A 25,004-nucleotide genomic window follows, 5' to 3' on the forward strand; every position below is an offset into this window, starting at 1 on the left:
TCGTCCCAGGTTTAATTAGACTCCGTCCCATCCTAAGAATAGCGCCATCACAATTCCTGAAAACACCCCTTTTTCCGACAGTATGTTTGCATTGTTGATCTGATCCGGAAGCGCCACTCAAGCCAAATGGGAGGAGTGCCCCAAGAGGCTTTCTTCCGGAATAGTGAAACATAAACCAATATTTTTTAAAAAATTAAATTTCATTTTGTATGAGTAAAATCACCAACAATCTTCTTGTAAAAGGCGCAAGAGGAAAATTAGGCAATCAGTTTGTCTACAAGCAAAGAGGCGATGACACAATTATCGCCCGTATGCCTTCAAAAAACAAGGACTTCGTACCAACGGAGGGACAGGAATTGGCCCGCGACCGTTTTACTATGGCAGCCAATTATGCAAAGGGTGCCATTGAAAATCCGGAACTGAAGTTTGAGTACGACCGTAAGGCTCCTTCGGGGAAAACAGGGTATAACCTTGCTTTCAGGGATTTCCTGAAAGCCCCGGTAGTGAAAAAAATAGAAACTGGCAAATACAACGGTACACCTGGATCTTTGATCGTTATAAGCGCTAAAGATGATTTCAGGGTAATTGATGTAACCGTCAGCATCTATAGCCCCACGGGTGAACTTCTGGAATCAGGCAACGCAGTGATGCACCAGATCAATAGAAATAACTGGATCTATACTGCCGTCCAGCAAAATTCTTCCCTGATCGGTAGCACAATCGTAGCCTCAGCCTGGGATATCCCCGGAAATGAAGGGCGACTGGAAATGATCATTTAAAGGCGAAATGATCCCCGCATGAATCTGCGGTTCGGAATATCATCCCCCGGTTTTTACCGGGGGATCTTTATTATTTTGGCAGGAGCCGGATATTATATTCCTGGATCAGCGCAGGATTTTCGGGCGACAAAGTGAAGTAAATCCTCACATCTCCCTTTTCCCCTTTCATCAGGAAATGACCACGCAGGTTATTCTCGGGAACCATCTCTTCAACGCTTATTATTTTACCTGCTTTAGAGAATATTTCGGCTGATTCTTTGCGTAGTGAATCAATAAAATAATCCAGGAAAAAATTCTCCGCAAACACCCCCTCGATCTTTTCCTTTTTCCAGTGGGGAAGGATCTCCACCAGTTGCTGCTGTCTCGTTTTAAGGATCGCTGAAACCGGTACTGCAAGGGGTTTCATTCCCGTCAGTTGCAGCATCGTATCCAATACCATTGTGTTCAGGTAGGAGGCAGGAGCATAAGTGAGATTGATAAAGCTGATGACAGCAATCCCATATTCGGGCAGCATGGTCCAGTTAGATCCAAAACCTGGGAGCCCACCACTATGCCCAACCGAAATACGTCCAATGCAATCATTTGTCCACCGCAGCCCATATCCATAAGCCGACACCGAAGCACAAGGCCTTCCCGAGGGATAGCGATAATTGGCCTGCAGCGAACTAAAATTCCAGGGCTGCTGCATCTCGCGTAGGGAGCTTCTTTTCAAGGGGCCTTCTTCTTTACCATCACGCGCCGGCCATGCCGATAATTGAAAAGCAACATATTTCGCATAGTCGTCCATGGTAGTGATCATGCCACCCATGATTCCATAAGCGCCATCATGCTCCATGGGCTGTTTCACCCAGTTTCCATTAACCCAGCGATAGCCTATGGCTAATGCATGTGCAGGCACTTCATCATACTCCCAATAGGTATTATTCATACCAAGGGGTTTAAGTATCCGGGTATTGATAAACTGCTGGTAAGGCATTCCCGAAACTTTTTTTATGATATAACCCAGCATGGCAAATCCCATATTGCTATATTCATAATTGGTGCCCGGCACGGTTGAAAACGAGATCCCTTTGCGGAACATGGAAAGCATTTCTTCTTCTGAAATATCCAGCTGCCTGTCGCCCCATGGATTGTCTTCCGGAAACCCCGCCGCATGCGTAAGCAGATGCCTTATGGTGGGTGGGGGAGCATCGGCAGTAAGCATCTTCTGCGGTTTCATTTCAACTATATAATCAGCAACAGGATCATCGAGTTTCAGTTTGCCCTCATCGCGTAAGATAAGGATGGCAACGGAAGCGAAACTTTTTGTCATGGAAGCGATCCGGAACGCGGATTGAGGCGACGCTGCTAATCTGGTTTCAATATTGGCATATCCCATATTTCCTGTATGGATCAGCTTACCATTGGCAACAATACCATATACCAGTCCCGGAAAATGATTACGCTGTTCAGCCGCCCTGAAAATCGAATCCACAACAGGGTATACCTGCTCCAGTTTCTTATCGGGGGATTGGGTTTGGGCATTGGCTTTATGATTGATGGATAGTATCATTACCAATGCAACAATGAATCGGTTAACCTTTATTGTCATAAAAGAATTCGATGATTAGTGAAGAAGATCAGCTTCCCTGCTTACGCACATATTTGGTGAGGATGACGATGGTTTGCCCTTCAATCTTTCCCTCGATCTGTTCTGTATTATCTTTTACCAGCCTGATATTTTTGACGATGGTTCCCATCTTTGCATTCACATTACTGCCCTTAACATCCAATGATCTGGTGAGCACGATGGAGTCACCTTCGCTGAGAATATTTCCATTGGCATCCTTATGAAACTCAGGAGCGGAGTCGTTATCATGATCACCACTTGCTTTGGCCCAGGCAAGGGTATCTTCATCGAGGTACATCATATCAAGGTTTTCGGCTGCCCAGCTTTCCTGGCGAAGCCTGTTGAGCATACGCCATGCAATCACCTGGATGGCGGGCACCTCACTCCACATGGCTTCAGGGAGAAACTTCCAGTGGCCGCTATCCAAAGGTTCTTTCTTCTCCAGTTGTGCCTGGCATTTGGCGCAGAGATAAACGCGGCTGTCGTGACCCGAAGCCGATTCGGGAGCCACATTGTAAAAACTCAAAGCCGATGTTGATTTACACAATTCACATTTGTTATCACTTCTTACCAGTATTTCTTTATCGCCTGTCATATTATAGCTTGGTGGAAAAATGGGTGAATAAAGTGGAAAGGTAAGTATTCCCTTTATGCTTAAAATATATGTATCTTATATGCGGCTTTTTAAGGCACCTGATTATTAAACCCTGAACATGCAGCATAAGATCCTTACCGATGATGAGCCCCAACTGATCATCGCCAGTTTTGTTCCCAAAATGTTGCGGGAAGCTTTCAGCCATTCGCCTTTGAGAATTCCGGGTGAACTACTGGGAGAAGAAGCTGCTCTTTTATGGATCGATATCTGTGATTTTTCCCCTTTATCAAACCGGCTCTTACAGGATCATGTGAATGGGGTGGAACAGATCTCCATGATACTGAAAAACCATTATGATCCTGTCCTTACGCTTATCAGGAAATTCGGGGGACAGCCGGTTTTATTTGCCGGTGATGGTGTACTGGCGGCCTGGCCCTGCAGCCTGGAGTCTTCGCGGGAAGCGGCTCTGCGGGCAACGGCCTGTGGCGATGCCATTCTGCAATCGCCGGGTGCCACCAATGACAGGGGAGAAAGGCTGCGATTACATGTAGTAGCTGCCGGCGGCGCCTGCCAGTTGCTGGAGATCTCCGGTATGTATGGCAGATGGCATTATACCGTTATGGGGGATGCGCTGCGCGATCTCAGATCATGTGCTTCCACAAGAAGGCCGGGCGAATTACTGGTGTCGGCAAATGTGATGGCAGCGCTCCGGCACGATCATGATATTGATGAGATAACCGGCAATGCCGGCATCCTTACGGTACAACCCGGTAACTACCAACGCCATGATGCAGCATCGATCCTGTTTGATGGCAATGCGAAAAAAACACTGGAACTTTTTATACCCCTGCCGGTTTCCTTTAACCTGGATGCCGCACATCTGCAATGGATAGACGAATTAAGACCGGTTACTATTGTATTCACACAGCTCTACCATATTGATCCTGATACTGCGCTGGCATCGCAGAGCATGCAAAAAGCAGTGAACTGTATTGCGCCTGTACTTATCCGTCATAACGGAATTCTCAGTCAAACCTGGTTTGATGAAAAGGCCGCCAATATACTGATCGTATTTGGTCCGCCGCCTGCTGCACACAAAGACAATCCACATCGAGGGGTACTTACCGCCATCCAGATCAAGGAGGTTCTGTCTGCTGCGGGATTTGATGCCTGCGTTGGAGTGGCCACAGGAAAAGCATTCTGCGGAATACTGGGAAATGATGACCTGCGACAATATACAGTGATAGGTGATGTGGTGAATTTCGCCGCCAGGCTTGCACAGCTGCAACTGGGACAGATCACCTGTGACGAGTCAACCATGAAGGCGACAAGGGATGATTTTTTCTATGCCGATCCGCTGGAACTTCCGATAAAAGGGCATGGCGATAAAGTTAAAGTGTGGAATCCTGTTTCTATTGAAAGCAGGTCGGGCAATAAGATCGAGGGCCATCCCCTGGTAGGCAGGCAGAAGGAAAAATTTTTGCTTGAAGAACTGTTCAATATGGCGATGAGTGGAGGCTCAGCAGCACTTGCACTGATGGGCGAAAGCGGTTCCGGTAAATCGAGACTTCTATCCGATTTCAGGAGCAGGATGATAGGACTTGAGGTGGAACAATTTTCCAGCAGCGGCGACCCGGTTGAACAAACAACTCCGTATTATTCATGGCGATCTATCATAGGTAAAATGACAGGTACTACTTCCATCATGGGCAAAGAGGCCATGCGGGAAAGCGTGAATGAATACCTGGGCGAGGAAATGAAAGAGAAAGCGGGTCTGCTTAATGCTGTGCTGGCGCTTGACATGGACGACAGTGAATTCATCCGCTCGCTTACCACCCACCAAAGGGAAGAAGAAACCCGCAAACTTTTATTGAACATATTGCAGAGAGCGGCTTCTGAAAAACCAATGGTGCTGATCATTGATGATGCCCATTGGATGGATGAGGCTTCCTGGCAACTTGCCTCTGTTGTTGCACAACAGGTAAAGAACTGTTTACTGATCCTTGCCCTTGAACCTGTTCGAGGCCAGCAGGCAGAAAGGTTTCATCATGCCGGAGCCATCATACATATGCTGGAGCCATTATCCGCTGAAGAACAGGAAGAACTTATTAAAGCAATACTTTCCGTTGACCATGTAAATTCATCTGTCACCAATATAATTGCACAGCTATCAAAGGGAAGTCCATTTTACTGTGTTGAAATAATACAGGCACTTCATCATGAGGGTGCCATCCTCATCAATGATAATAGTTGTGTTGCAACAAATGCAACATCACTTGAAAATCTTCCTTTGCCGGAAACCATCCAGGGAATGATCAGGATGCGGTTAGATAATATTGAACAGGGTCCAAAGCTTGCACTTAAAGTAGCAAGTGTTACAGGGATGCGATTCGCCACAGAACTGGTTCAGGATATCTTCCCGATACAACAGGAAAAAACAATGGTGCCGAATTTCCTGAAAGAAAACAACCGCGCCGGATTGATACTGCATGAACGTATTGATGGCGGCAATGGATATTCCTTTCATAATGGCATCACCCGCGAAGTTGCTTATGAGATGATACTTTCTGAGCAGAAGAAAAAATTACACCATGAAATTGCCAACTGGTATGAAACCAATTTCCACCATAACCTCAATGCCATCTATGCCCGTTTAGCTTATCACTGGGAGAAGGCGGGCAATAATGCAAAAGCAGCCGACTATCTCGAAAAAGAATCCATCCATTTATTCAGCAATGGCTTTGCCCGGCAGTCAGTTGATGTAGGATTAAAAGGAGTGGAGCTTCTGGGAGTTAAAATAGAAAGGGACCCGGCGATGATTGGCGTAACAATTGGCGCCAACATGGGAAAGATAATGGCGCTTATGGGTGACCAAAAGCCATCAGATCTTATCTCCTTAAAAAAATTGGAAGATCCTGTAATAGACAGAATTATCCTGATGCTTTTGCGGATCGGGCCCCTGGCATTCCAGAGCCAGCAGATCGAACTCTTTGCACTGATATCGGTCACATGCCTGCGCATGACACTTGAGCATGGCAGTGGTACTGCTGCAGCAGATGTATATTCTATGTACTCACCAATTTACAGGGGCATGACGGGCGACAGGACCGGCGCCTATGCATGGAGCCAGCTGGCGCTTGATATGGATAAGAATAACCAGCACAGTCTGTTTGCAAGGGTTGCATTCGTGCATACCTGGTTCCATAATCATTGGTCGCATCCTTTCAGTAATAGTCTTCCGCTTTCATTGGAGGCCGCCAGGCATGGATTTGCATCGGGTGATATACTCTTTGCCTGTTTTAATTTATCGGGTCATGTGGTCTATATGACAGCCTGCGGCAGACCACTGCAGGAGATCAAAGAGAGAGCAAGAGAGCATATGGATATCAACCAGCGAAGAGTGATGAATGCTGCCTTCCACCTGATACTGGAACTCCAGTTTGCAAAAGCGCTGGCGGGTGAAACAGAGCATCCGCTTTCACTCACAGACCATGAATACAATGAAGAAAAAGACCTCGCATCCATCTTCCAGACCGAACTGGGCAACCAGATAGGCTATTACCTTGTGGCAAGGGTTAAACTGCATCTTCATCATAACGACTGGAAAGGTGCACTGGATTGGGCAGAAAAAGCAATACCACTGCGGCCCGCAATTGAGGGACAAATTGCTGAAGTTGACCTGGTACAATTTGAAACTCTTGCCGCGCTTACCGGATTATTGAATAATGGTTCATCGCCGGAGTTGATGGAGAGGAGCCTTGCCGGCATCAGCACCATGCGTCACTGGGCTGGTTTATGCTCCACTAATTTCGAACACAAAGCGCAATTGCTGGAAGGAATAATGGCAGGTGCTAAAGGTGATGGTATACAGGCCGAAGAGAGGCTTAGAAGTGCACTGGTGCTGGCAGAAAATGCAGCCTTCCTGCATGATATTGCATTGATCCAGAAATACCGTCACCTGCTGTCTATAACTAACGGTGCCCCTGCTGGTAAAGAGGAAGAAATGAAAAATGCATATGAAAGATGGGGAGCCTCAGTACCCTCTTTGCAATAGAAGGGCATTAGCATGCATGTCGGGACCAATAGCCAGCAGCACCAGGTTATCTTGCAGAAAATGCTCATGTTCGGTTGCCCATGCCAGATTAACCGGGATATTGGCAGGAGCCATATTGGCAAATGTTTCAATGGTATTAATGTATTGTGATGGGGCGATAACCTTATTCCAGTTATCCATCAAAACTTCCGATGCCTGGTGACTTATCAGGCATATATCTGATCCCTTTAAATTATGTTTTTTCATTATTGCTGTTGCTGCAAGAGGCGTGGTATTCATCCCGAAGGTTTTAAAACCCTCGATACCATCGTCTGTTATCTGGAAATAGGGTGCCGTCCATAATTGCTGCTCTTTCAAATGCGGATCATACCATGATACCGCTTCATTCTTAGTGAACATTGTACCATAGTATTTTGAATCAGTGATCGTATTGTAATCAGTTACCGACCAGCAAGTTGCATCATCACTCATATGCATAACCGCAGCACCGGCACCGTCTGCAGCACTAACAGACTGTGGAGTGTGATAACTTACATTTCTGGTCCAGCTACCCCCCACACAAATCAATACATTTTTTACCCTTCCGGCTTTTAACAGCGAATCGGCAAAAAGAAGTGCGGCATTATAATGGCTGAATTCACAATTGGTTGGAATTACCCAGGTAGAGGAAGGCAAACCCAGTTCCTTATGCAGGGCGTTCAGCTCATTGGGATTGGTATATTTTCCCATGGAGCCGGTACCTATTAATATATCAACATCTGCAGCAACAATACCAGCATGATCCATTGCTTTTTTAGCTGCATGAACCATGATGGAAACCAGTTCTTCTTCATCCTTAAGAACATGTCTTGTATGATAGCCGGTGAATAATTTTTCACCATCAGTAATATGCTTTTTCAACCAGTTGAAAATGGGATCATCATTACGCCTTATGGTTTGGGGGAGCGCATATCCCAGTCCGGTGATCCTTGGCAAGAGCTTACCCATTTGTCAACCATTTAGGGGATGTTAACTTGAAATGCTGCTGCAATACGATCTCTGCTGTTTGTAAGGCACCTTCTACCCATGTCTGGTTAGTTGAATAGGCTTCACCACAAATATAGCAGGGGAAACTATTTACCGGTTTTGTCATCTGCTGAAGTATCTCCCATGATTTATAACCCGAGTTCCAGAAATGAACGGCACCACCATAGGGATCATCCGACCAATCTACAAATGCAGCCTCCATAGGCTCAGGGGCATCCTTGATATTGTGCATTTCCATGATCTGGCGATGCATCTCTTCAACCATCTTACGGGGAGCAGTATGCTCATCCCAGTTATTACGCAGCCGTTGAGCCCAATCATTTTTCTCGTCTTTCTGCGCATGGGGCATTTTTTTCCTTGTGAATATATTATTGGATGACGATTTACCCTTCATGCGTTTATTGCCGGGAAGAGACCAGTGGATGGCATTACCCGGACCAAGGGGCAGCCCCCGGAGTCCACCCCAGAATTCAGAACTGCTCATATCATTATAGGCCATCAGGAGTGCGTTGGTATTTTTGGGATCAGCTCCCGGCTGGCGGCCTTCCACTCCCCAGTAATAACATTGTCTCACGGGTATGTCGGTCAATGACCTGCCCTGTGTAACGAAAGCTTTTTCCCACCAGGGTTCTTTATATGCGAGGAACATTTTATAAAGATCAACCGGTTCCACGGCGTTCATCATATAACGAAACTGTGGCGCCTGTTCAGGATCCAGCACAGGCCCTTTGGGCAGGAGTAGTTCCAGTGACCGACGCGGCATCGCGAGAACGATGGCGCGGGCATTGACGGTGAATGATGATTCACCATCCATGAACTGTAATGATACTCCGGCTGTGCCATCTGATAAGGTAGTCGAATCAAAATATTGCAACCAGTTGTTGAGGTGCACTTCACCGCCGGCTGCTTCAAATTGTTGCTGAAGCGTCCATGGCACTGAATCATATCCCTGGCTGAACAGATAATATTTTACATCGGGGGTAAAGTTGAAATATTCGGCAATTGAATTCACGGCGTTGGCATTCATTCCCAGGGAATCATATCCAACAGTTGTTTTCGCGATCTGGTAAGCTTCTTCACTCATAACCTTTGCGAGGATATTCCAGAATCCGTGTTCATAGAGCGGAGTTCCATCGAGGGTAGCAGATTGAAGGAATTTCTCGAGCTTTTCACCACTGAGTTTTTTTACCTGGGGAAACAGCTGCTCTACGGCCCAGCCAATTAAATCGCTGGCGGTATTGCCCTGCTGCAGGAAGGCTCTTTCTTTATCGGATAATTTATAGGGAAGAAGATCAGGGTCTGACAACTGGTAATTCCGCAAACGATGTCCCCTTGTATAAACAATATTGATAGGTTGGTCAACGGTTTGTTCATGGCGTGGGAGTTTAAGTTCATTCTCCACCAGGCTGGCAACAATTCGCTGGGATGATACATAGCGCATGCCACCGATCTCACAATTCATGTTGGGAAAGCCGGGAGGTCGTGCAGTGAGTAATCGTCCGCCAATACGGTCGCTGCCTTCAAACAGTGCCACTTTAAGATTACTTTTCTTACCCCGCCATTTTTTAAGCAGGGGAGAAGAGAGCTGATCGGTGAGTAGTCTCCATGCAGTATATACTCCACCAACACCACCGCCCACTACAGCTATATCATATTCGGGGGTTGTATTTGCTTTTTTCTTCATGATGGTTGATTAACTGTAAAGGGGATTATAATATGGTGGAACGCTGGTTCTGTTTATATTGGCGACAATCACCTGTGGTTTTCTGCCCTTATTGGCAGATTTCAATATTTTGGGAAGCAGCTTTTTCAGTTCAGCGGTGCTGTTGACGGTGTAAGCATCTGCACCCAGCCCTTCCGCGATCTTTGCAATATCAGGGTTACCGAGCGAATACAATTTCTCCCAGATATCAGGGTCCTTTTTATCGGGGAAATATTGTTCCTGTCCCTGTGTTACCATATTAAGGTTGTTATCGTTCAATACGATCCATATAGCCCCTGCATTGTACTGGCTGGCGGTTGATACTTCGCCGCTATGCATGAGGAATGCGCCGTCGCCCACAATACCGATACAGGTGGCATCAGGGCGTCCGAATTTAGCCCCCAGCACGGCGCCCACGCCAAACCCCATGGGTCCCATTGCCAGGGCGCTGTGAATGGCCCATGGACTGCTTACTTCGAGATAATGTACACCCCAGCCAACGCAGTTACCGGCATCCAGGAATATTTTGGTTTCAGCATCAGCGGGAAGGTTCTCCTGCAGGCATCGCATGAGGGCGGCAGGTTCGAGAGGCTTAGCGTTTGAATTATATTGAAGCGGTTCGGCGAAAGGAGAATATTTTTTCTTTATACCGCTTAAAATAGATTTTCTCTTCTTCACCATTTCTTTATCAGGGGGAAAGGAAGACATCAGTTTTTCCATGTCTTCTATAAAGGCGCCAGCTTCGCCAACAATTCCCTGGGTAACCGGGAATGCCCGGCCGATAGATGCCTGGTCCATATCAACCTGGATGAAAGGGCCCTTTTTCGGAACGAGGAGGGGAAGCCATTTATTTGTTGCCAGTTCATTGAGGGAAGAGCCGAGTACGAGAATGCCATCATAAGGATCCTGTGCATCATTGCCACTCAGCCAGTAATAAGGCCAGAGGCAATCGGCGATACCATATACGCGAAGCGATAGGGGATGCGACTCGGGAAAAATGCCTTTACCATCGGCTGTTGTCATGATGGGGATGCCGTAGCGAGAAGCGAATTTTTCCAAAGCGGGCAACTGTTCCACCAGTGCATTTCTGCAACCATTACCGAGAAGTATAACCGGTCGTTTAGCATTAAGCAAAGACTTCACCGCTTTTTTCACTTCATCTAATGGCGCGCCTTTTGGAATGGAGCGATAGCTGCTGGTATTGCCTAATAATTGCGGCTTCACAATCACTTCGGTAGTAACATTATTGGGCATGCTGATATGCACAGCATTATGCGGAATGGAAAGCGCATCACGTAGCGCCTGGCGGATGATTGTTTCAAGGTTAGAACTATCAGAAACCATGGCAGTATATCCTATGCTTGCTGCATAGATGCCGTTAATATTAAGTTTGGCGTCGGTACCTTCCTGGAGGTATCCCATTCCGAAATAGCTTTCATTTACTTCACCTGTTATTAGCAATAGGGCAGAACCATCATTCTGCGCATTCATAACTCCGGTGAGGGCATTAGTGGCACCTGGGCCGGTGGTTACCATTACCACGCCGAGATTACCTGTTGCGCGATGATAACCATCGGCAATGTATGCGGCGCCGGTTTCATGGCGGCAGATAATAAAGTTGAAACGATGCCGATTGTCTTTGAATGCGGTAAGTAGATTAGCCAGGCCTCCGCCGGGGATACCAAATACATGATCTACTTTTTCGAGGCTCAGGTAATGAAGGAGAGCATCGCTAACGGTTACTGGGTTTGGCATAAAAAAAGGCCCGCAATTAGATGACGGACCGATAGGGGTTTTATTACGATATGGAATATACGTTTTAAAAATTAATTTTTAATATTCCACCAGTAGGCTAAGTGTTTTATTGTTTTTTGCTAAAAAAAACCTGTAGTAATATTTCCATTTTCTAAAGGAAAAAACTAACTTTATTATCAACTCCGAAGTTTGACCCTTACCCGACCCGTTTCCTACCTGCCGTTTCTTCTATGTAATGTATGTTAAGGCGATATTCGTCATCTTCTGATTTAGCAGCCCCTCGCACCTCCTGAAAGCAAATGACAAAGTTCAAGTCCTGATCCCATAACGCCACTAAACCTTTGAACATGAACTCCCATACAGTTCGGCCAGCATTGCTATTGGCCGGGCGCAAGAGTTGGGTACTTGTTGATCGTTCTCTTTGTGAATTTGCCTTTAAACCCAACCTTGTCCCGACCTCTCCATTCTATTTATGTCCTGCTAATGATGCGGGCCCTCCCTGAGTTAGAATTTCTATTCAATGATTTTATCTGAAACCATGTATTCACATGGTAACAGCCCTTTATTGTCCATTCAAACCAATTATCATGAAAGAATTTTTAACGAACTCTGAAACACGGTTCAAGCGAAAAAATAAAAACAAGAAATTCTTGTTGACTTTTGCTTTATCCCTGCAATTAATTTTATTATCATTTAGTTCACTGGCCCAAACTGTTACTTTTAATATTGATGGTGACCCTGCTGATTGGTTTACTAATCTAAGAAACAGCTCGCCTAATATTATTGCCAAAACATTCCAGCATGATTTAAATGCTGCAGGCGTTGATGTTTCTATTTTCACTGGCGGAGGTTCAAAAGATGATCTTCCAATGTCAGGATGGCTAAGCGGTGGAAATAGCACCCCGCCTAAGGATGATATTCTGAATGCCGGTTCAATGCTGGTAATTAATTCATCAACAGATAAAAAATTACTTTTCTTCGGTGACCGCAGATCAGTAAGTGGTTCAGCACAAATCGGGTTATGGTTTTTCCTTAGCCCGGTAAGAATAAATCCTACCACTAATAAATTTGAGAATGAAAATGGTGGAGCAGCTGTACATACGGTGGGAGATCTTCTGGTTTTGTGTGAATTTACCAACGGTGGCGTACAGGCTGATGTTGATGTTTATAAGGTGGTTTCAGTATCTGCAACCGGGGTACCAACTTTTCAATCATTCCTTAATACGCTGGGCACAGGTAAAACAAATGCGGTGGCTGTAACAGCACCTAACTCAACAGAATTGAGTGCTGCAGACTGGCCCTTTTTTATACTTAATGCACAAGGAAACCCAGTAAGGACAGATTGGTATTATTCAACAGATAGCAAGGGTACCATTCTCACACAATACCCCGATAATGCATTCTATGAAGGTTATGTTGACCTTGCAGCAATGGAGGCGGCAGACCCTACCGCAAATTTCTGCTTCACTAATTTCCTGATGGAGACAAGAGCCTCCCATGAAATCAGTGCAACCCTGAAGGATATGGTATTCGGTAGTTTTGAAGTTGCGCCTGGCACACCAACTGTTGATCCGGTAAGTCCGGTTTGTGTTGGAGGAACGTTGAATCTTACAGCTACCTGTGCCAGCGGTTCTGGTCAGGTAAGATGGTATGAAACTGAGGGTGCTGGTATTGATGATGACATTATTTCACTTAGAGGATCAACTTCAGTTGCGGTAAATACCGCAACCGCTGGTACAACAACCTATTGGGTTGCATGTGTAAGGGCTGATCTTGGATGTACAAGTGATAAAGTAAAAGCTGAAGGAATCGTGAATGACAACCCTGCGGCACCATCAGTCACAAATGATGATGAATGCTTTGGCGTTGATATCGTTCTTGGAGCATCCTGCAGCGGAACTGGTAATACATTAAGATGGTTTACACAACCTTCTGGAGGAACAGCATTAACAACTTCAGATGGATTATCTGCAGATGGTACAACCCTAACCAAATCAGGACTTGCAGTAGGCGTTCATACATTCTATGTAGAGTGTTATAATGCAACAACTGGTTGTGTTAGTCCAAGGTCAACTGTAACCGGAACTGTTCATGACCTGCCGGAAGTGGATGGACTGGCAACTCTATCTGCAGCAGTGACAGTTTATAAAATAATAGTTGGAGGTCAGGAGGTTGAAGTAGATGATTCCTATAATCTAAATTTAAATAAGAACAATGTTGCAAACCTCACAGCATCCGGAACTACAGGAACAACACCATACAGCTATGTTTGGGTCGAATTAGATCCTGATAATGCTACAACTTTTTTAGATGGCGGGGACGGTACTGCAGTATTCACCGTTACCAGTTTGACTGGTCTAGGTACATCATATAGATTCCAGGTTACTTTAACAGATGCGGAAGGTTGTACAGCAACTGATATTGTAACTATTAGACCAACATCCGCCGAGCAAACATGTAATATTACCGGTCCGGGTACAGCATGTGAAAACAGGACAGGATTGAAATATGTTTATTCAGATCCTAATGATGGATTACCAATTCCGGAGAACACAGATTTCACTTATGACTGGACAATAACCGGAAATGGAACCATTACAAATGAGGTAGTAACAGGTAGTGAAATATCTGCTACTGTAACAGCAGGAGCTCCGGGTAGCTTTGAAGTAAAACTAACTATTACAAATAAAGCCCCGGGAATAATACCAGAGAAATTCTGTACAAAAACTGTTACAGTCAATCCAGATCCAACAGCAGATGCCGGAACAGATCCCGCAGCCCAATGCTGGATATCAACAGGAAATACATTCAGTCCATCTGGCTCTGGTACAAATGGTACTCCATCATGGTCAGTGGATAGTAAAACTAATCCTGATCTTAATGTAGCAATCCAGAATGGCGGAACTTATTCACCAACTGTTTTGATCACCCATCTTAACGGAAGCACAAGTGGTGGAACAGTTACACTTAAGCTTACTGTAACTAGTACCTTTGATCCAAGTTGTGGTACAGATGTAGATTATGTGGACCTCGTTATTAATGCACAGGTAGCGGGACCATCGGTTACGTACAATGCACCAGATTGTGATGAGCCAACATTCTCCCTTACCATTAATTCACCGGTACAAGGCACCTCCTACAGGGTTACCCAGCCTGGAAATGCCGCCTACGATCAAACACAGGTGTACGGTGGAGTTGGAACTCTTGAGTTTACAGGCTTGATGCCAGGTGCCGGTTATAGCGTAAGCGCAACAGTTGGATTATGTACTTCAGCACCTGAAGAATGTGCATCAGGATTGAATACTCTGCTGAATAATGAAAACAGATCAACAACATTAGCAAGAAGTCCGGATGATATTAAGATAAAACTGGAAGCAGCTAATAAGGTTAATGCAGCCCCGAATCCATTTACAGACAGGATAAGGTTTACGCTTGAGTCTGCAATCTCCGGAAAAGGAACATTGGAATTGTACAATATGCTTGGACAAAAAGTTCAGACAGTATTTGAAGGATATGTGGAAGCAGGCAGACCATTTACCCGTGAGTATGCTGTTCCGCAATCACAAAGAACAAGTCTTGTATATGTGTTCACAGTTGGTGGACTACGTACAAGTGGCAAGTTGATAGGAATGAAATAAATGAATATCTCTATGGATGCCTGTAGCTTCTACAGGCATCCATTTTTTTGCCGTGCTCCTGAAAACCTCTTAATTACTCTGAAACCGATCAAAGGAAAATGTCCATCAGGACTTACATAGTAAGTTGCAGGCAATGCAGAATTGCTGAAAATCCTTTTTTGGTTTTCAACTTATTTATCTGGCCAACCGAATCAGATCTCAGTCCACCTTACAGTTGAGTAACATATGACATAATAAGTTGATCACCCAAAAATAATCGGTATGAAATACATTATAACAAAAGTGTTTCAATACTGCAGGTTGAATATTATCCCAATCTTACTCATCACTATTTCGATACTTGCCTCACAGGTTTCTTTATCGCAAACTATTACAGTAGATGGTGACCCATCAGATTGGCCTGCAGTTCTAAAAAGTAATGCTGCCCATATAATCGCAAAAACCTTTCGCCATGATCCTGTTAATGTTAACCATATAGATGATTCATGGGCCCAGGGTTCAGCTGATCAAAACCTTGTTGGAAACTGGAAATGGGTTTTCGGAAATTCAAATGACAAGGGAGATATTGCAAATGCAGGTGCTGTACTTATCGGAAAAAGAATATATTTTTTCGGAGACAGGACTGCTGTAAATGGGGATGCACAGATAGGGTTCTGGTTTTTCCATGGGGGTATAGCTCCCACAGGAAATGGTGCCAATCCCGGCACTGGCTTTGTTGGTCAGAATGTTGATGGAGATATACTTGCCATCAGCAATTTTACAAATGGTGGAGGAACTGCAAAGCCCACTATTTATGAGCGCCAGGGAACAATTTTAGTAATTAATACAGCTATTGATGCCCTTGTTGCAACAAACAAAAACAAGGCTAAGCAGTTTGTACCGGCAGGAGTTAATGCAGGTGACGCCGGATGGCCATTTACAGAAAGCTGGACATTCACGCCCAAATCAGGTGGAACGGCAGGAGAATATCCCGATCCACTTTTCTTTGAAGGTTATATAGATTTCACCAATGAACCTGATGCGAGTCTTTGTTTCAACAGATTCCTGTTAGAGACAAGGAATTCCCAATCACTTACAGCATCATTACAGGATCTTGTTGCAGGGGAATTCAATGTGATTCCTAATCCACCAACTGTTGTTGGAGATGAGGAATGCTTTGGAGAAGACATTGTGCTTACTGCCAGTTGCAGTGAAAGTGCAGGTACCACTCCTAGGTGGTTTACAGCCGCTACAGGGGGTACACAATTAACAGTTGCTGATGGACTCTCAGCAGATGGGACTACGCTTACCAAATCAGGTCTTACTGCAGGCACTCATAAATATTATGTTGAATGCCATAATAGTACATTGAATTGTACCAGCACCCGCACAGAAGTAATAGGAATAGTTAATCCATTACCAGCTGTTGATGCGCTTGCCACTGAGAATGCTGCAGTAAAGAAAATCAGTGATGATATTTATGAACTGAATCTTGCAAAAGATAATAAGGCAAATCTGACTGCAACACCTGCTGGTGGAACACCAGGTTATAGTTTTGAATGGACAGAGATATCCCCTGATGATGCAACTTCATTCAGTTATAATGCAACAACAGGTGCTGCCTTGTTTACTGTTACTGATGTAGGAAATCTTGATATATCTTATAGCTTCAAGGTAGTTGTTACAGACAGTAAGGGGTGTGTAGCCGAGGATATAGTGGAAATCAGGCCAGTTGCCAGTGAGCCCATTTGTAATATTACAGGAAAGAATCCGGTATGTGTCAATACTACTGGATTAAAGTACACCTACACTGATCCGTTGGATCTTACCGAACCATATGCACCAATCCCAGAGAATACAGATTTCACTTATGATTGGAGTATAACCGGTAATGGAACCATAACAACTGAGGTTGTAACCGGTTCAGAAATATATGCAATAGTATCGTCTACCGGAGCTGGCAGCTTCACTTTAACATTGACGATCACCAATAAAGCTCCGGGAATTATTCCGGTTAAGTCATGTGAATACAGAGTTACTGTACGAGATGTATTCGTAAGCCTTGATATGACACCTGTATCCTGTTATGGAGATGGTGATGGAACCATAATTGCAGATTTCAGTGGAGGCTCGGGATTATATGAAGCGAGCATTAATGGAAGTGCATTCAGTGCCGTAACAGATCCATACACATTTACTGGTCTTGTTTCAGGAAATTATACAATTACTGTACGTGATGCCAACGACATCGGATGTACGAAGTCCGCAAACATCTTTGTGTCTCAACCACCTCAGCTAACCTGCAATATGGTAGCCCCTGCAACAAATGCACCCTGTGGCAGTTCAGGAAATACGGTTACAGGAACAGTCTCCGGTGGAACAAGTCCATATTCATGTACCGCAGATTTTGATGCAGTCGGTGATAACGCAGGTTGGATTGTTACAAGCTGTGTTGTTTCAGGAACCGGTATAATTGTTACATATACTGCGGGCACAGCAGTTTCTACGGTTCTTACAGTAACAATTACAGATGATAATGGATGTACTACAACATGTACCGTTACATTGAATTGTACCGGAGGACATGGCTGTACACCAGGATACTGGCAGGGTCGGAACAATGGATTACTCACCTGGGATAGCCCAACTGATCCAATAGCACAGGCTGCGGGATTCTATAGTGGCACCAGCTTCTTTGGCTTCTTTGGAATCACAACCGCTGATGACCGTTGTGGACTTAGCGCCAGTTTGACAATGGGAGAGGCAATCACTACCGGCGGAGATAATTGTAATAAACTTGCCAGACATGGTGTTGCTGCGCTGCTTAATGCAGCTTCCCTTGCAGATTATCCACTACCAGATGGCATAACCAGTTATGCTCAACTAAAAACAGCCATTGCTAATGCATTTATAAACGGATGCCAATGTGCTGCACTTGCTGATGTTCTTGCAGCAAACAATGAGCTTGATCATGGTGATTGTGGTACTATTACAAGAAGTCTTATAGTTGCAGCACCGGCAATTGGATCTGACGCTTCGGGTAATAGTGCCATCAGAGACGCAAATGCTATCAGAGCATTCCCGAATCCGTATGGCAATGAGATAAATTTCAGGGTAATAAGCCCGGTTTCAGGTAATGCTAGTCTGGAATTATTCGATATGCTTGGCAGAAGGGTTGCAGTAATTTATAATGGCAGGGTTCAATCTGGTGTTCTCCAGACACTTCAATATAAAGTTCCTGCTACTCAAAGATCAGCTTTGATATACAAATTATCCATTGGAAATGAAAGTTGGAAAGGCACTCTGTTACCAGGAAAATAAGATGAATTGAATAAGGAGTTCGCTAATATAAAAGCGTCCGGTGTTCCGCACGCTTTTATTAAGCTTAAACAATAAAACCAAAGTTAAAATTCCATCACTAATAATTTAGAAGATACAGAGGCAAGGAAAGTGTAATCAACCCATCCATAACCTGAATCACCCCAGCCAGTACCCCATGAATTAAGTACTTTGAATGCTTTTTTAGTGTCATCATAACCACAAATCACCAGGGTATGCAGGCCCGTATTTGAACCTAGCGTTTTCCAGATATAACCTGGACCGGCAGTTCTGAAACCATCATCAATACTGAATTGACCAACCAACGGACGTTTAGCATAAATCATTTGTTTGATGGCAGTAATATCAGTATCCAAAACTTGTGAATATGCCTTGATCTTATAATTTAATGCTTCTGAAAGCTGTTCGGTTGTAGGCATTAATGAACATCCATTACTACTTGTGTAAGGCATGGATTGCCAGGTACATACACCATTATAAACTAAAAAGTCATAAGCACTCAGCAAGCTGGAGGCAGAACAATTCACATCAACTTTAATCTGATTGAATACAAATTCAGGACTCATTATATTGGTGGACTGACTATAAGAAGTAGCCCCAGAACGCTTGAACTGCTCATAGGAGCGTGCATAGGTTACTGAGAATGCAACACATGATCCTTCTCCACCCTGGTTACTTACAGGAGGCATAACCAATGAATAAGAAGAAGGGAGGGTAGTGGGCTCTGTTACAACTGGTACTGTATCAGGACAACCATCATTATCCAGGTATCCATTTACAGTTTCTTTTTGTGTGATACATCCATCTTGATCATCAGTTATTCCGTCACCATCGGTATCTGTTGCAGTGGGTGGAGGTACTGTATCGGGGCAACCGTCTCCATCTTCGTATCCATTAACAGTTTCCTTTTGTGTAGGACAAGCATCTTTATCATCAGGAATACCATCAGCATCAGTATCAGGTGAAGTAGTTACAGGTGCCGTATCAGGGCAACCGTCCGTATCCTGGTAGCCATTGAAAGTTTCCATTTGAGTAGGGCAGGCATCAGAGGTATCAGGAATTCCATCACCATCAGAATCTTTTACTTTTCCCCCAGCGCCTGGTTTTCCTGTGGTAGCAGGTTTGAGCATTGTATTTTGAGAGGAGATAACCGGAATGATATTCCAGTGACTTTCGTCTTCTTCCAACACACCGCTAAGCCTTAGATCGGCCGATTCAATTTCATTTTGGATAGATGCTTCAGGACTCACTTCTTTCTGACAGGCGGTCCATAACATGGCAGTACTCACTAAGAGCAATAGCTCTCTTCTTAACGTAAAACGTTTCATTGGTTTTTCAAGTTTATTGGTTTCAATAATGTCTGCTGACCACAACTTACATTCTATCTGCTATTACTTATTTGCAGCGCATGCATATAAGCAATGAACAACAAATGTTCTTAATTGATACCAACTTCGTTTAATGATATTTCTTCCTTGTATGTAAGGAGTTGTATATTTCAAACAGGTACAGTTGGTACGAACTCACTAAACAACTTCAACACTACGCCTCATGTCCTGCCTGATTAACTTTCTTCTACGATTCTGACTCCAACCAATAGAATTACCTATTGATAGATGTTTATTTGCTTTTAATGTACCAAAATTAATGCCAACGAGACGATGGCGGGATATTATTTTTACCACATGATATCCAGAAAATCACAATCATATGATTATCAGCAAAGAAATGTTAACGACTCATTTTGAGAAATCGTAAAATCAGGAAGATGGAAGCTAGTGATAGTCCCACAATAAATCCCAGCCACATCCCTGCAGCGCCCATTCCGCCCTGAAAAGCGAAGAAATATCCAACCGGAATGCCGACCACCCAATAAGAAATTGCAACAAAAATAGTAGGTAGTTTTACATCCTTAATACCTCTCAATAAGCCTGCGCCAATTGCCTGGGTGCTGTCAGATATCTGAAAGATGGCGGCATAGAGAAGGAGTGAAGCTGCTAAAACTACCACTTCCTCATTTTTATTAAATAATACCGGTAATTGATGTCGGAAGATGGTAAAACATATAGCGCAAAAAATACCGTAGAGAAGGGCTGTGATTAGAGTACTCTTTCCTATCCGGGAAATCTGGTTTCTGTCTTTACGTCCATATGCATTGCTTACCCGAATAGAACCAGCCTGCGACAAACCCATGGACACCATAAAAGTAAAAGATGCACAACTCAGGGCAATCTGGTGTGATGCCTGTGCTACGGCACCGATGGTTCCGATTATTAGTCCGGATACCGCAAATGCGCCCGCTTCCATTCCAATCTGCAGGCTGCTGGGAATACCAATATGCAGCAATTCACCCATGGTACGCCAGCGCAGCTTCCATTGCTTTTGCCTTACGGCCACATATCGCCAGAAGGTCTTATGGTTGAGTATTATAGCACTTAGAACAATAAATATCAGTGACCTTGTAATTAATGTTGCCCATCCCGCCCCAACTAATTCAAGACGTGGAAAACCCAGGTTTCCATAAATCAATAGCCAGTTCAGGAATATATTAACAGGCATACCTGCGAGAGAAAGCAACATGGCCGTTCGGGTAAATTCCAATCCATCCGTGAATTGTTTTAGGGTCATGAATAGAAGCATGGGAATAATAGATATGCTCATCAACTCCATAAAGGGCAGTGCAAGTTCAACTACTTCTGGATCCTGCCTGAGGTGATAAAGGATCGGTTTTCCTAAAACCAACATGGCAGAGATTATCAGAGCGGTTGCAGTGCATAACAGGAATCCATTAAACAGGTAGTGCGATACCTGTTGTGTGTCCTTTCGGCCATGGGCCATTGATACCATTTGAGAAACAGATATGGTCATGCCAATGCCGATCACAAACGGTATATTCATGGCATTGAGAACAAGCGCTGCTGCAGCAAGATGTTTATAACTTATGGCACCCACCATGGCGGCATCAATGATATGCAGGGCCATTTGGGCAAGCTCCCCGATTATTATGGGAAGGGCCAGTTTTATCGTACTATTCGCCTCTTTTCGTAACATGCCATCAGTAATTCTACGGCGCAAATTACCTATTTGATTTTCAATTACTTACTAGTGCCACACAATTTTTTCGGGTGGTACACTAAAGCTCTCCCCACCTGCGTTCTTGAACAGATTCTAATGGTTTCTATTTAGAACAAAAATTTAATCGTCAAGCCTATGAAACTTAAATCTACCCTCATTTTCACTTCATTTTTATTATCACTGATCTTACTTATTCCCACTGCTGAATTAACAGCACAGTGCAGCAACGCACCTAATTTCTCCATGATAAATCCTAAAAAAGTAAAGGGCTTGCCAAGCAGTACCAAGATCGGCGATCTATGGGTTTTTGCGTCAGCTTCACCGGGTATTGATGTGTATATTGAGATCCTGGTCATGAAGAATGCCACTATATCACTGGCACAGATGGACGCGTCAAAATCTGCAGCGGGACAAGGGTATGATGATGCCTGGCAACCCTATGTGAATCATAATCACAAAGGCAATGACACATCCTACCTTGAATGGAAGATCTTCTTCAAAAAGGCAGGAACCCAAACAGATACGGTGTTACCCTGCCTGGCGGTAACGGCAGTTGATGTTGATGGCGACAGTAATGGGTTGAAAGAATTTATTGAGGCTGGTACGCCCGGCGGTTATGCCATCCAGACTCCTACAACCCTGACAGTTTCTTTTGATGGAATCCGAAGTAAAGCAATCGGTAGAGTAAATACTATCAATCTGATCGATTCCTCCCGCAGGGAAGCGATGTTCCAGATGAATTTCGTGAATGTTTCCAGTATCCTTTACCGGAATGGCGCTATTGCCTCCGGCAGTACAAATCAAACAAGGCATACCTCAATATTTTTTCGGCCGTTTTTCATGAACCAACTGGTTATTTTGCCAGTTAAACTGCTCGATTTCACAGCCAGGAAAACAAATGGTTCCATTACCATAGACTGGCTGGTGGAAGAAGAGAATGAACCTGTTGAATATACCGTTCAAAAGAGTTTGGACCTGGAGAATTGGCATCCTGTTGAAAAAATAAATGGCAATCATCTGGCAGGTGGAAAGAAAAAATACCAGGTTATTGATAAGCACCCCTCATCAGGAAAAAATCTTTATAGATTAAAACAGACAGATGAGCAGGGAAGGGTCAGCTACTCAAAATCAGTTACAGTGAATAGTATTTCGGAATCTATGTTCAAAGTGAACCAACTTCTTATTGCCAATAACCGGCTCGAAGCCAATGTTTACCAGGGAATAGAAAAGGATATAAATATTACGGTTCATTCATTGAACGGAGTGCTGGAGGGAAGTAAAAAATTCCAGTTAAAGAATCAGCAAAATAGCATCCTGTTAGATTTACAACAGTCGTCAAATAAAATTTACGTTGTGACCATTCGTGACAATGGTGGTGATATTTTATACCAGTCAAAGATCTATGGATATTAAATCAAAGCATCATGGCTAACTGCCATGATGCTTTTTGTATTACTTTCGGGGGATCAATTTTGCATGAAGTTCGAACAATACAATATTTCCCCCGACATTAAAGAAAGCCTTGCTGAACTGGGTTTTAAACGGCCAACTGATATACAATACAAGGCTATTCCGTCCATCCTGAAAGGCGAGGATGTTCTGGCAATTGCCCAAACAGGCACTGGAAAAACAGCTGCTTTTGCCATTCCGGTATTACATATTATCCAGCAGCAGTTGGAGCGTAAAAGACCCCAGCATCTTTTGAGGTGTCTGGTTATGGTTCCCACCCGTGAACTGGCCATCCAGATTGCGGGTGTCTTTGAACAAATAGGCCAGTATACGGATGTGAAAATACTTGGACTTGTTGGCGGCGTTGAACAGGAAACACAGATCAAGGCTTTGAAAAGAGGTGTTGATGTTCTGATTGCAACGCCTGGTAGAATGTTTGATCTGTTACACCAGCAATTTATTGATCTTAGTTCTGTGCAGATTCTCGTGCTGGATGAAGCCGACCATATGCTTGACCTGGGTTTCAATAAAGATATCGCTGATGTGAAACGGAAACTTCCCCGTCAGCACCAAACACTATTCTTCTCCGCAACTATCGACCTGAAGATAAAGGACCTTGCTTATGCAATGGTTCGAAATCCCATACGCATACAGGTATCACCACAGGACCCCGTTTCAAAAAATGTAGAACATGCTTTTGCCTGGGTGGAGATGGATGACAAACGCTTTTTCCTGGAAAGGCTGGTAAAGGAGTTACCAGATGCAAAGATCCTTGTTTTTGTACGCACCAAGGTAAGAGCGGAACGGGTGGAAGCTGCCATGAAAAGAGTAGACATCGAAAGCCTGGTGATGCATGGTGGCAAGGAACAGGACAACAGGTTGGAAGTGATGGAGAAATTCAGGAGCGGAGAGGTGAAACTTTTGATAACAACTGATGTAAATGCTCGTGGAATCGATATACCGGATGTTGATTATGTGGTTAATTACGACCTGCCGGATGTGCCGGAAAACTATGTCCACCGAATTGGAAGAACGGGCAGGGGAGTAAAAAAAGGGCAGGCAGTATCCTTTTGCAGTAAGGAAGAAAAAGAATTACTGGAAGCCATACAGGCTTATATCGGTAAAGATATCAGGGAGATGACCATAGACAAAAATGCCTATCGCGAAACCATAGCCTTCTCCGAAGAAACGCCACATAATAACTGGCGCCAACTACTCGAAGAAGGCAATAAGGCTGCAGAAGCCGCTCAAAAAAAGAAAAAGAAATAGGGTAATAGAAGATCAATCGAATAGCCGGGAGAAATGAGATGCCAGATGGTTACGCATTCCATTTCGGAACATTTCCGGATTTCCTTTTTCAATTATATCAACAAGTCCTTTATGGGAAACAAATTTTTTAGGCGTAAGTTGTTTTTTAAGTAAACCACTATGATGCACATAATCAAAAACGGGCAGGAGTAAGCGCTGGAATTTTTTCATGGTATTATTACCTGTGATCTCATACAGCTTTCCATGAAATTTTATCTCATGCTCAATATTGAATAGATGCATATGCGCTGAATCAGGTTCGTTAGCCACAATTTTTCGAAGCTCTGCGATATCAGCCGGAGTAATTCTCTGGAAAATGAAATCAGCCATACCAATTTCCAGAACTAATCGCAATTCAAACATTTCTTTTAGTGTATCCTGGTCAAGTATGTGAGGGTTCATACTCTTGCTCATTACTCCAAACAGATCCGGGCTGGTGATTACTGAACCCTTCTTCTTTTTTGACTCAATCAGGCCCATTACCCTCAAGCGAAGCAGGGCCTCTCGTATTACAGTTCTACTTACCCCGAGTTTTTCAGCAAGTTCAATTTCCTTGGGTATGGCATCACCAACCTTAAGTTTCCTGTCCTGTAGCAGCTGAACCAGCTTCGCTTCCACTTTATCCACGAGTGAACTGGTATCTACTGTTTTAAAATTATTTAATAAAGCCTTGATAGCCATTGTGTTTATTATTCG

Annotated in this window: 14 protein-coding genes; 6 read left to right on the forward strand and 8 right to left on the reverse strand. The window is 44.1% G+C overall.

The features are described 5' to 3' along the window. Positions 1-209 precede the first annotated feature (209 nt). On the forward strand, positions 210-779 hold the full coding sequence (locus HY58_RS06310) for a hypothetical protein (protein ID WP_039129362.1): 570 nt from the start codon (positions 210-212) through the stop codon (positions 777-779). Positions 780-849: 70 nt separating this feature from the next. Here HY58_RS06310 and HY58_RS06315 read toward each other — a convergent pair whose 3' ends face one another. Beyond that, positions 850-2,370 (reverse strand): serine hydrolase, encoded by a 1,521-nt coding sequence (locus HY58_RS06315; RefSeq protein ID WP_039129365.1) that lies wholly within the window; start codon positions 2,368-2,370, stop codon positions 850-852. 28 nt (positions 2,371-2,398) lie between these two features. Then, positions 2,399-2,983 carry an alkylphosphonate utilization protein gene (locus tag HY58_RS06320; RefSeq protein WP_039129368.1) on the reverse strand — a complete coding sequence of 195 codons (585 nt, stop codon included), beginning with the start codon at positions 2,981-2,983 and terminating at the stop codon, positions 2,399-2,401. A 118-nt stretch (positions 2,984-3,101) separates the two neighbouring features. Between HY58_RS06320 and HY58_RS06325 the strand changes: the two genes are divergently transcribed. After that, complete coding sequence (locus HY58_RS06325) at positions 3,102-7,037, forward strand: AAA family ATPase (protein WP_039129371.1); 3,936 nt, start codon at positions 3,102-3,104, stop codon at positions 7,035-7,037. Here HY58_RS06325 and HY58_RS06330 read toward each other — a convergent pair. Genes HY58_RS06330 through HY58_RS06340 form a run of 3 tightly spaced genes read right to left on the reverse strand, consistent with a single transcriptional unit; the run spans position 7,017 to position 11,520 of the window. After that, complete coding sequence (locus HY58_RS06330) at positions 7,017-8,024, reverse strand: 3-oxoacyl-ACP synthase III family protein (protein ID WP_039129374.1); 1,008 nt, start codon at positions 8,022-8,024, stop codon at positions 7,017-7,019. The genes HY58_RS06325 and HY58_RS06330 overlap by 21 nt on opposite strands. Beyond that, on the reverse strand, positions 8,017-9,747 hold the full coding sequence (locus tag HY58_RS06335; protein WP_039129375.1) for an FAD-dependent oxidoreductase: 1,731 nt from the start codon (positions 9,745-9,747) through the stop codon (positions 8,017-8,019). Before HY58_RS06335 ends, HY58_RS06330 begins: the two co-directional genes overlap by 8 nt. 9 nt (positions 9,748-9,756) lie before the next feature. Beyond that, positions 9,757-11,520 carry a thiamine pyrophosphate-binding protein gene (locus tag HY58_RS06340; protein WP_039129378.1) on the reverse strand — a complete coding sequence of 588 codons (1,764 nt, stop codon included), beginning with the start codon at positions 11,518-11,520 and terminating at the stop codon, positions 9,757-9,759. A gap of 587 nt (positions 11,521-12,107) precedes the next feature. On the opposite strand from HY58_RS06340, the gene HY58_RS06345 reads away from it, so the two are divergent. Continuing rightward, positions 12,108-15,158 (forward strand): hypothetical protein, encoded by a 3,051-nt coding sequence (locus HY58_RS06345; RefSeq protein ID WP_156123595.1) that lies wholly within the window; start codon positions 12,108-12,110, stop codon positions 15,156-15,158. A 261-nt stretch (positions 15,159-15,419) separates the two neighbouring features. Further along, entirely contained in the window at positions 15,420-18,458 is a 3,039-nt protein-coding gene (locus HY58_RS06350; protein WP_039129384.1) for a SprB repeat-containing protein, read from the forward strand. A gap of 83 nt (positions 18,459-18,541) precedes the next feature. Here HY58_RS06350 and HY58_RS06355 read toward each other — a convergent pair whose 3' ends face one another. Further along, on the reverse strand, positions 18,542-19,804 hold the full coding sequence (locus HY58_RS06355; protein WP_082022062.1) for a C1 family peptidase: 1,263 nt from the start codon (positions 19,802-19,804) through the stop codon (positions 18,542-18,544). A 403-nt stretch (positions 19,805-20,207) separates the two neighbouring features. Beyond that, complete coding sequence (locus HY58_RS06360) at positions 20,208-21,551, reverse strand: MATE family efflux transporter (protein ID WP_253271513.1); 1,344 nt, start codon at positions 21,549-21,551, stop codon at positions 20,208-20,210. A gap of 135 nt (positions 21,552-21,686) precedes the next feature. On the opposite strand from HY58_RS06360, the gene HY58_RS06365 reads away from it, so the two are divergent. Beyond that, complete coding sequence (locus HY58_RS06365; protein WP_039129391.1) at positions 21,687-22,964, forward strand: hypothetical protein; 1,278 nt, start codon at positions 21,687-21,689, stop codon at positions 22,962-22,964. A gap of 63 nt (positions 22,965-23,027) precedes the next feature. Continuing rightward, positions 23,028-24,269, forward strand: coding sequence for a DEAD/DEAH box helicase (locus HY58_RS06370; RefSeq protein ID WP_039129394.1), 1,242 nt, complete (start codon positions 23,028-23,030; stop codon positions 24,267-24,269). 12 nt (positions 24,270-24,281) lie between these two features. On the opposite strand, the gene HY58_RS06375 is transcribed toward HY58_RS06370, so the two are convergent. Then, positions 24,282-24,989: a FadR/GntR family transcriptional regulator gene (locus HY58_RS06375; RefSeq protein WP_039129397.1), complete on the reverse strand. Its 708-nt coding sequence runs from the start codon at positions 24,987-24,989 to the stop codon at positions 24,282-24,284. Positions 24,990-25,004: the final 15 nt, after the last annotated feature.

It is taken from the genome of Flavihumibacter sp. ZG627, from assembly GCF_000814325.1.
Lineage (GTDB): Bacteria > Bacteroidota > Bacteroidia > Chitinophagales > Chitinophagaceae > Flavihumibacter.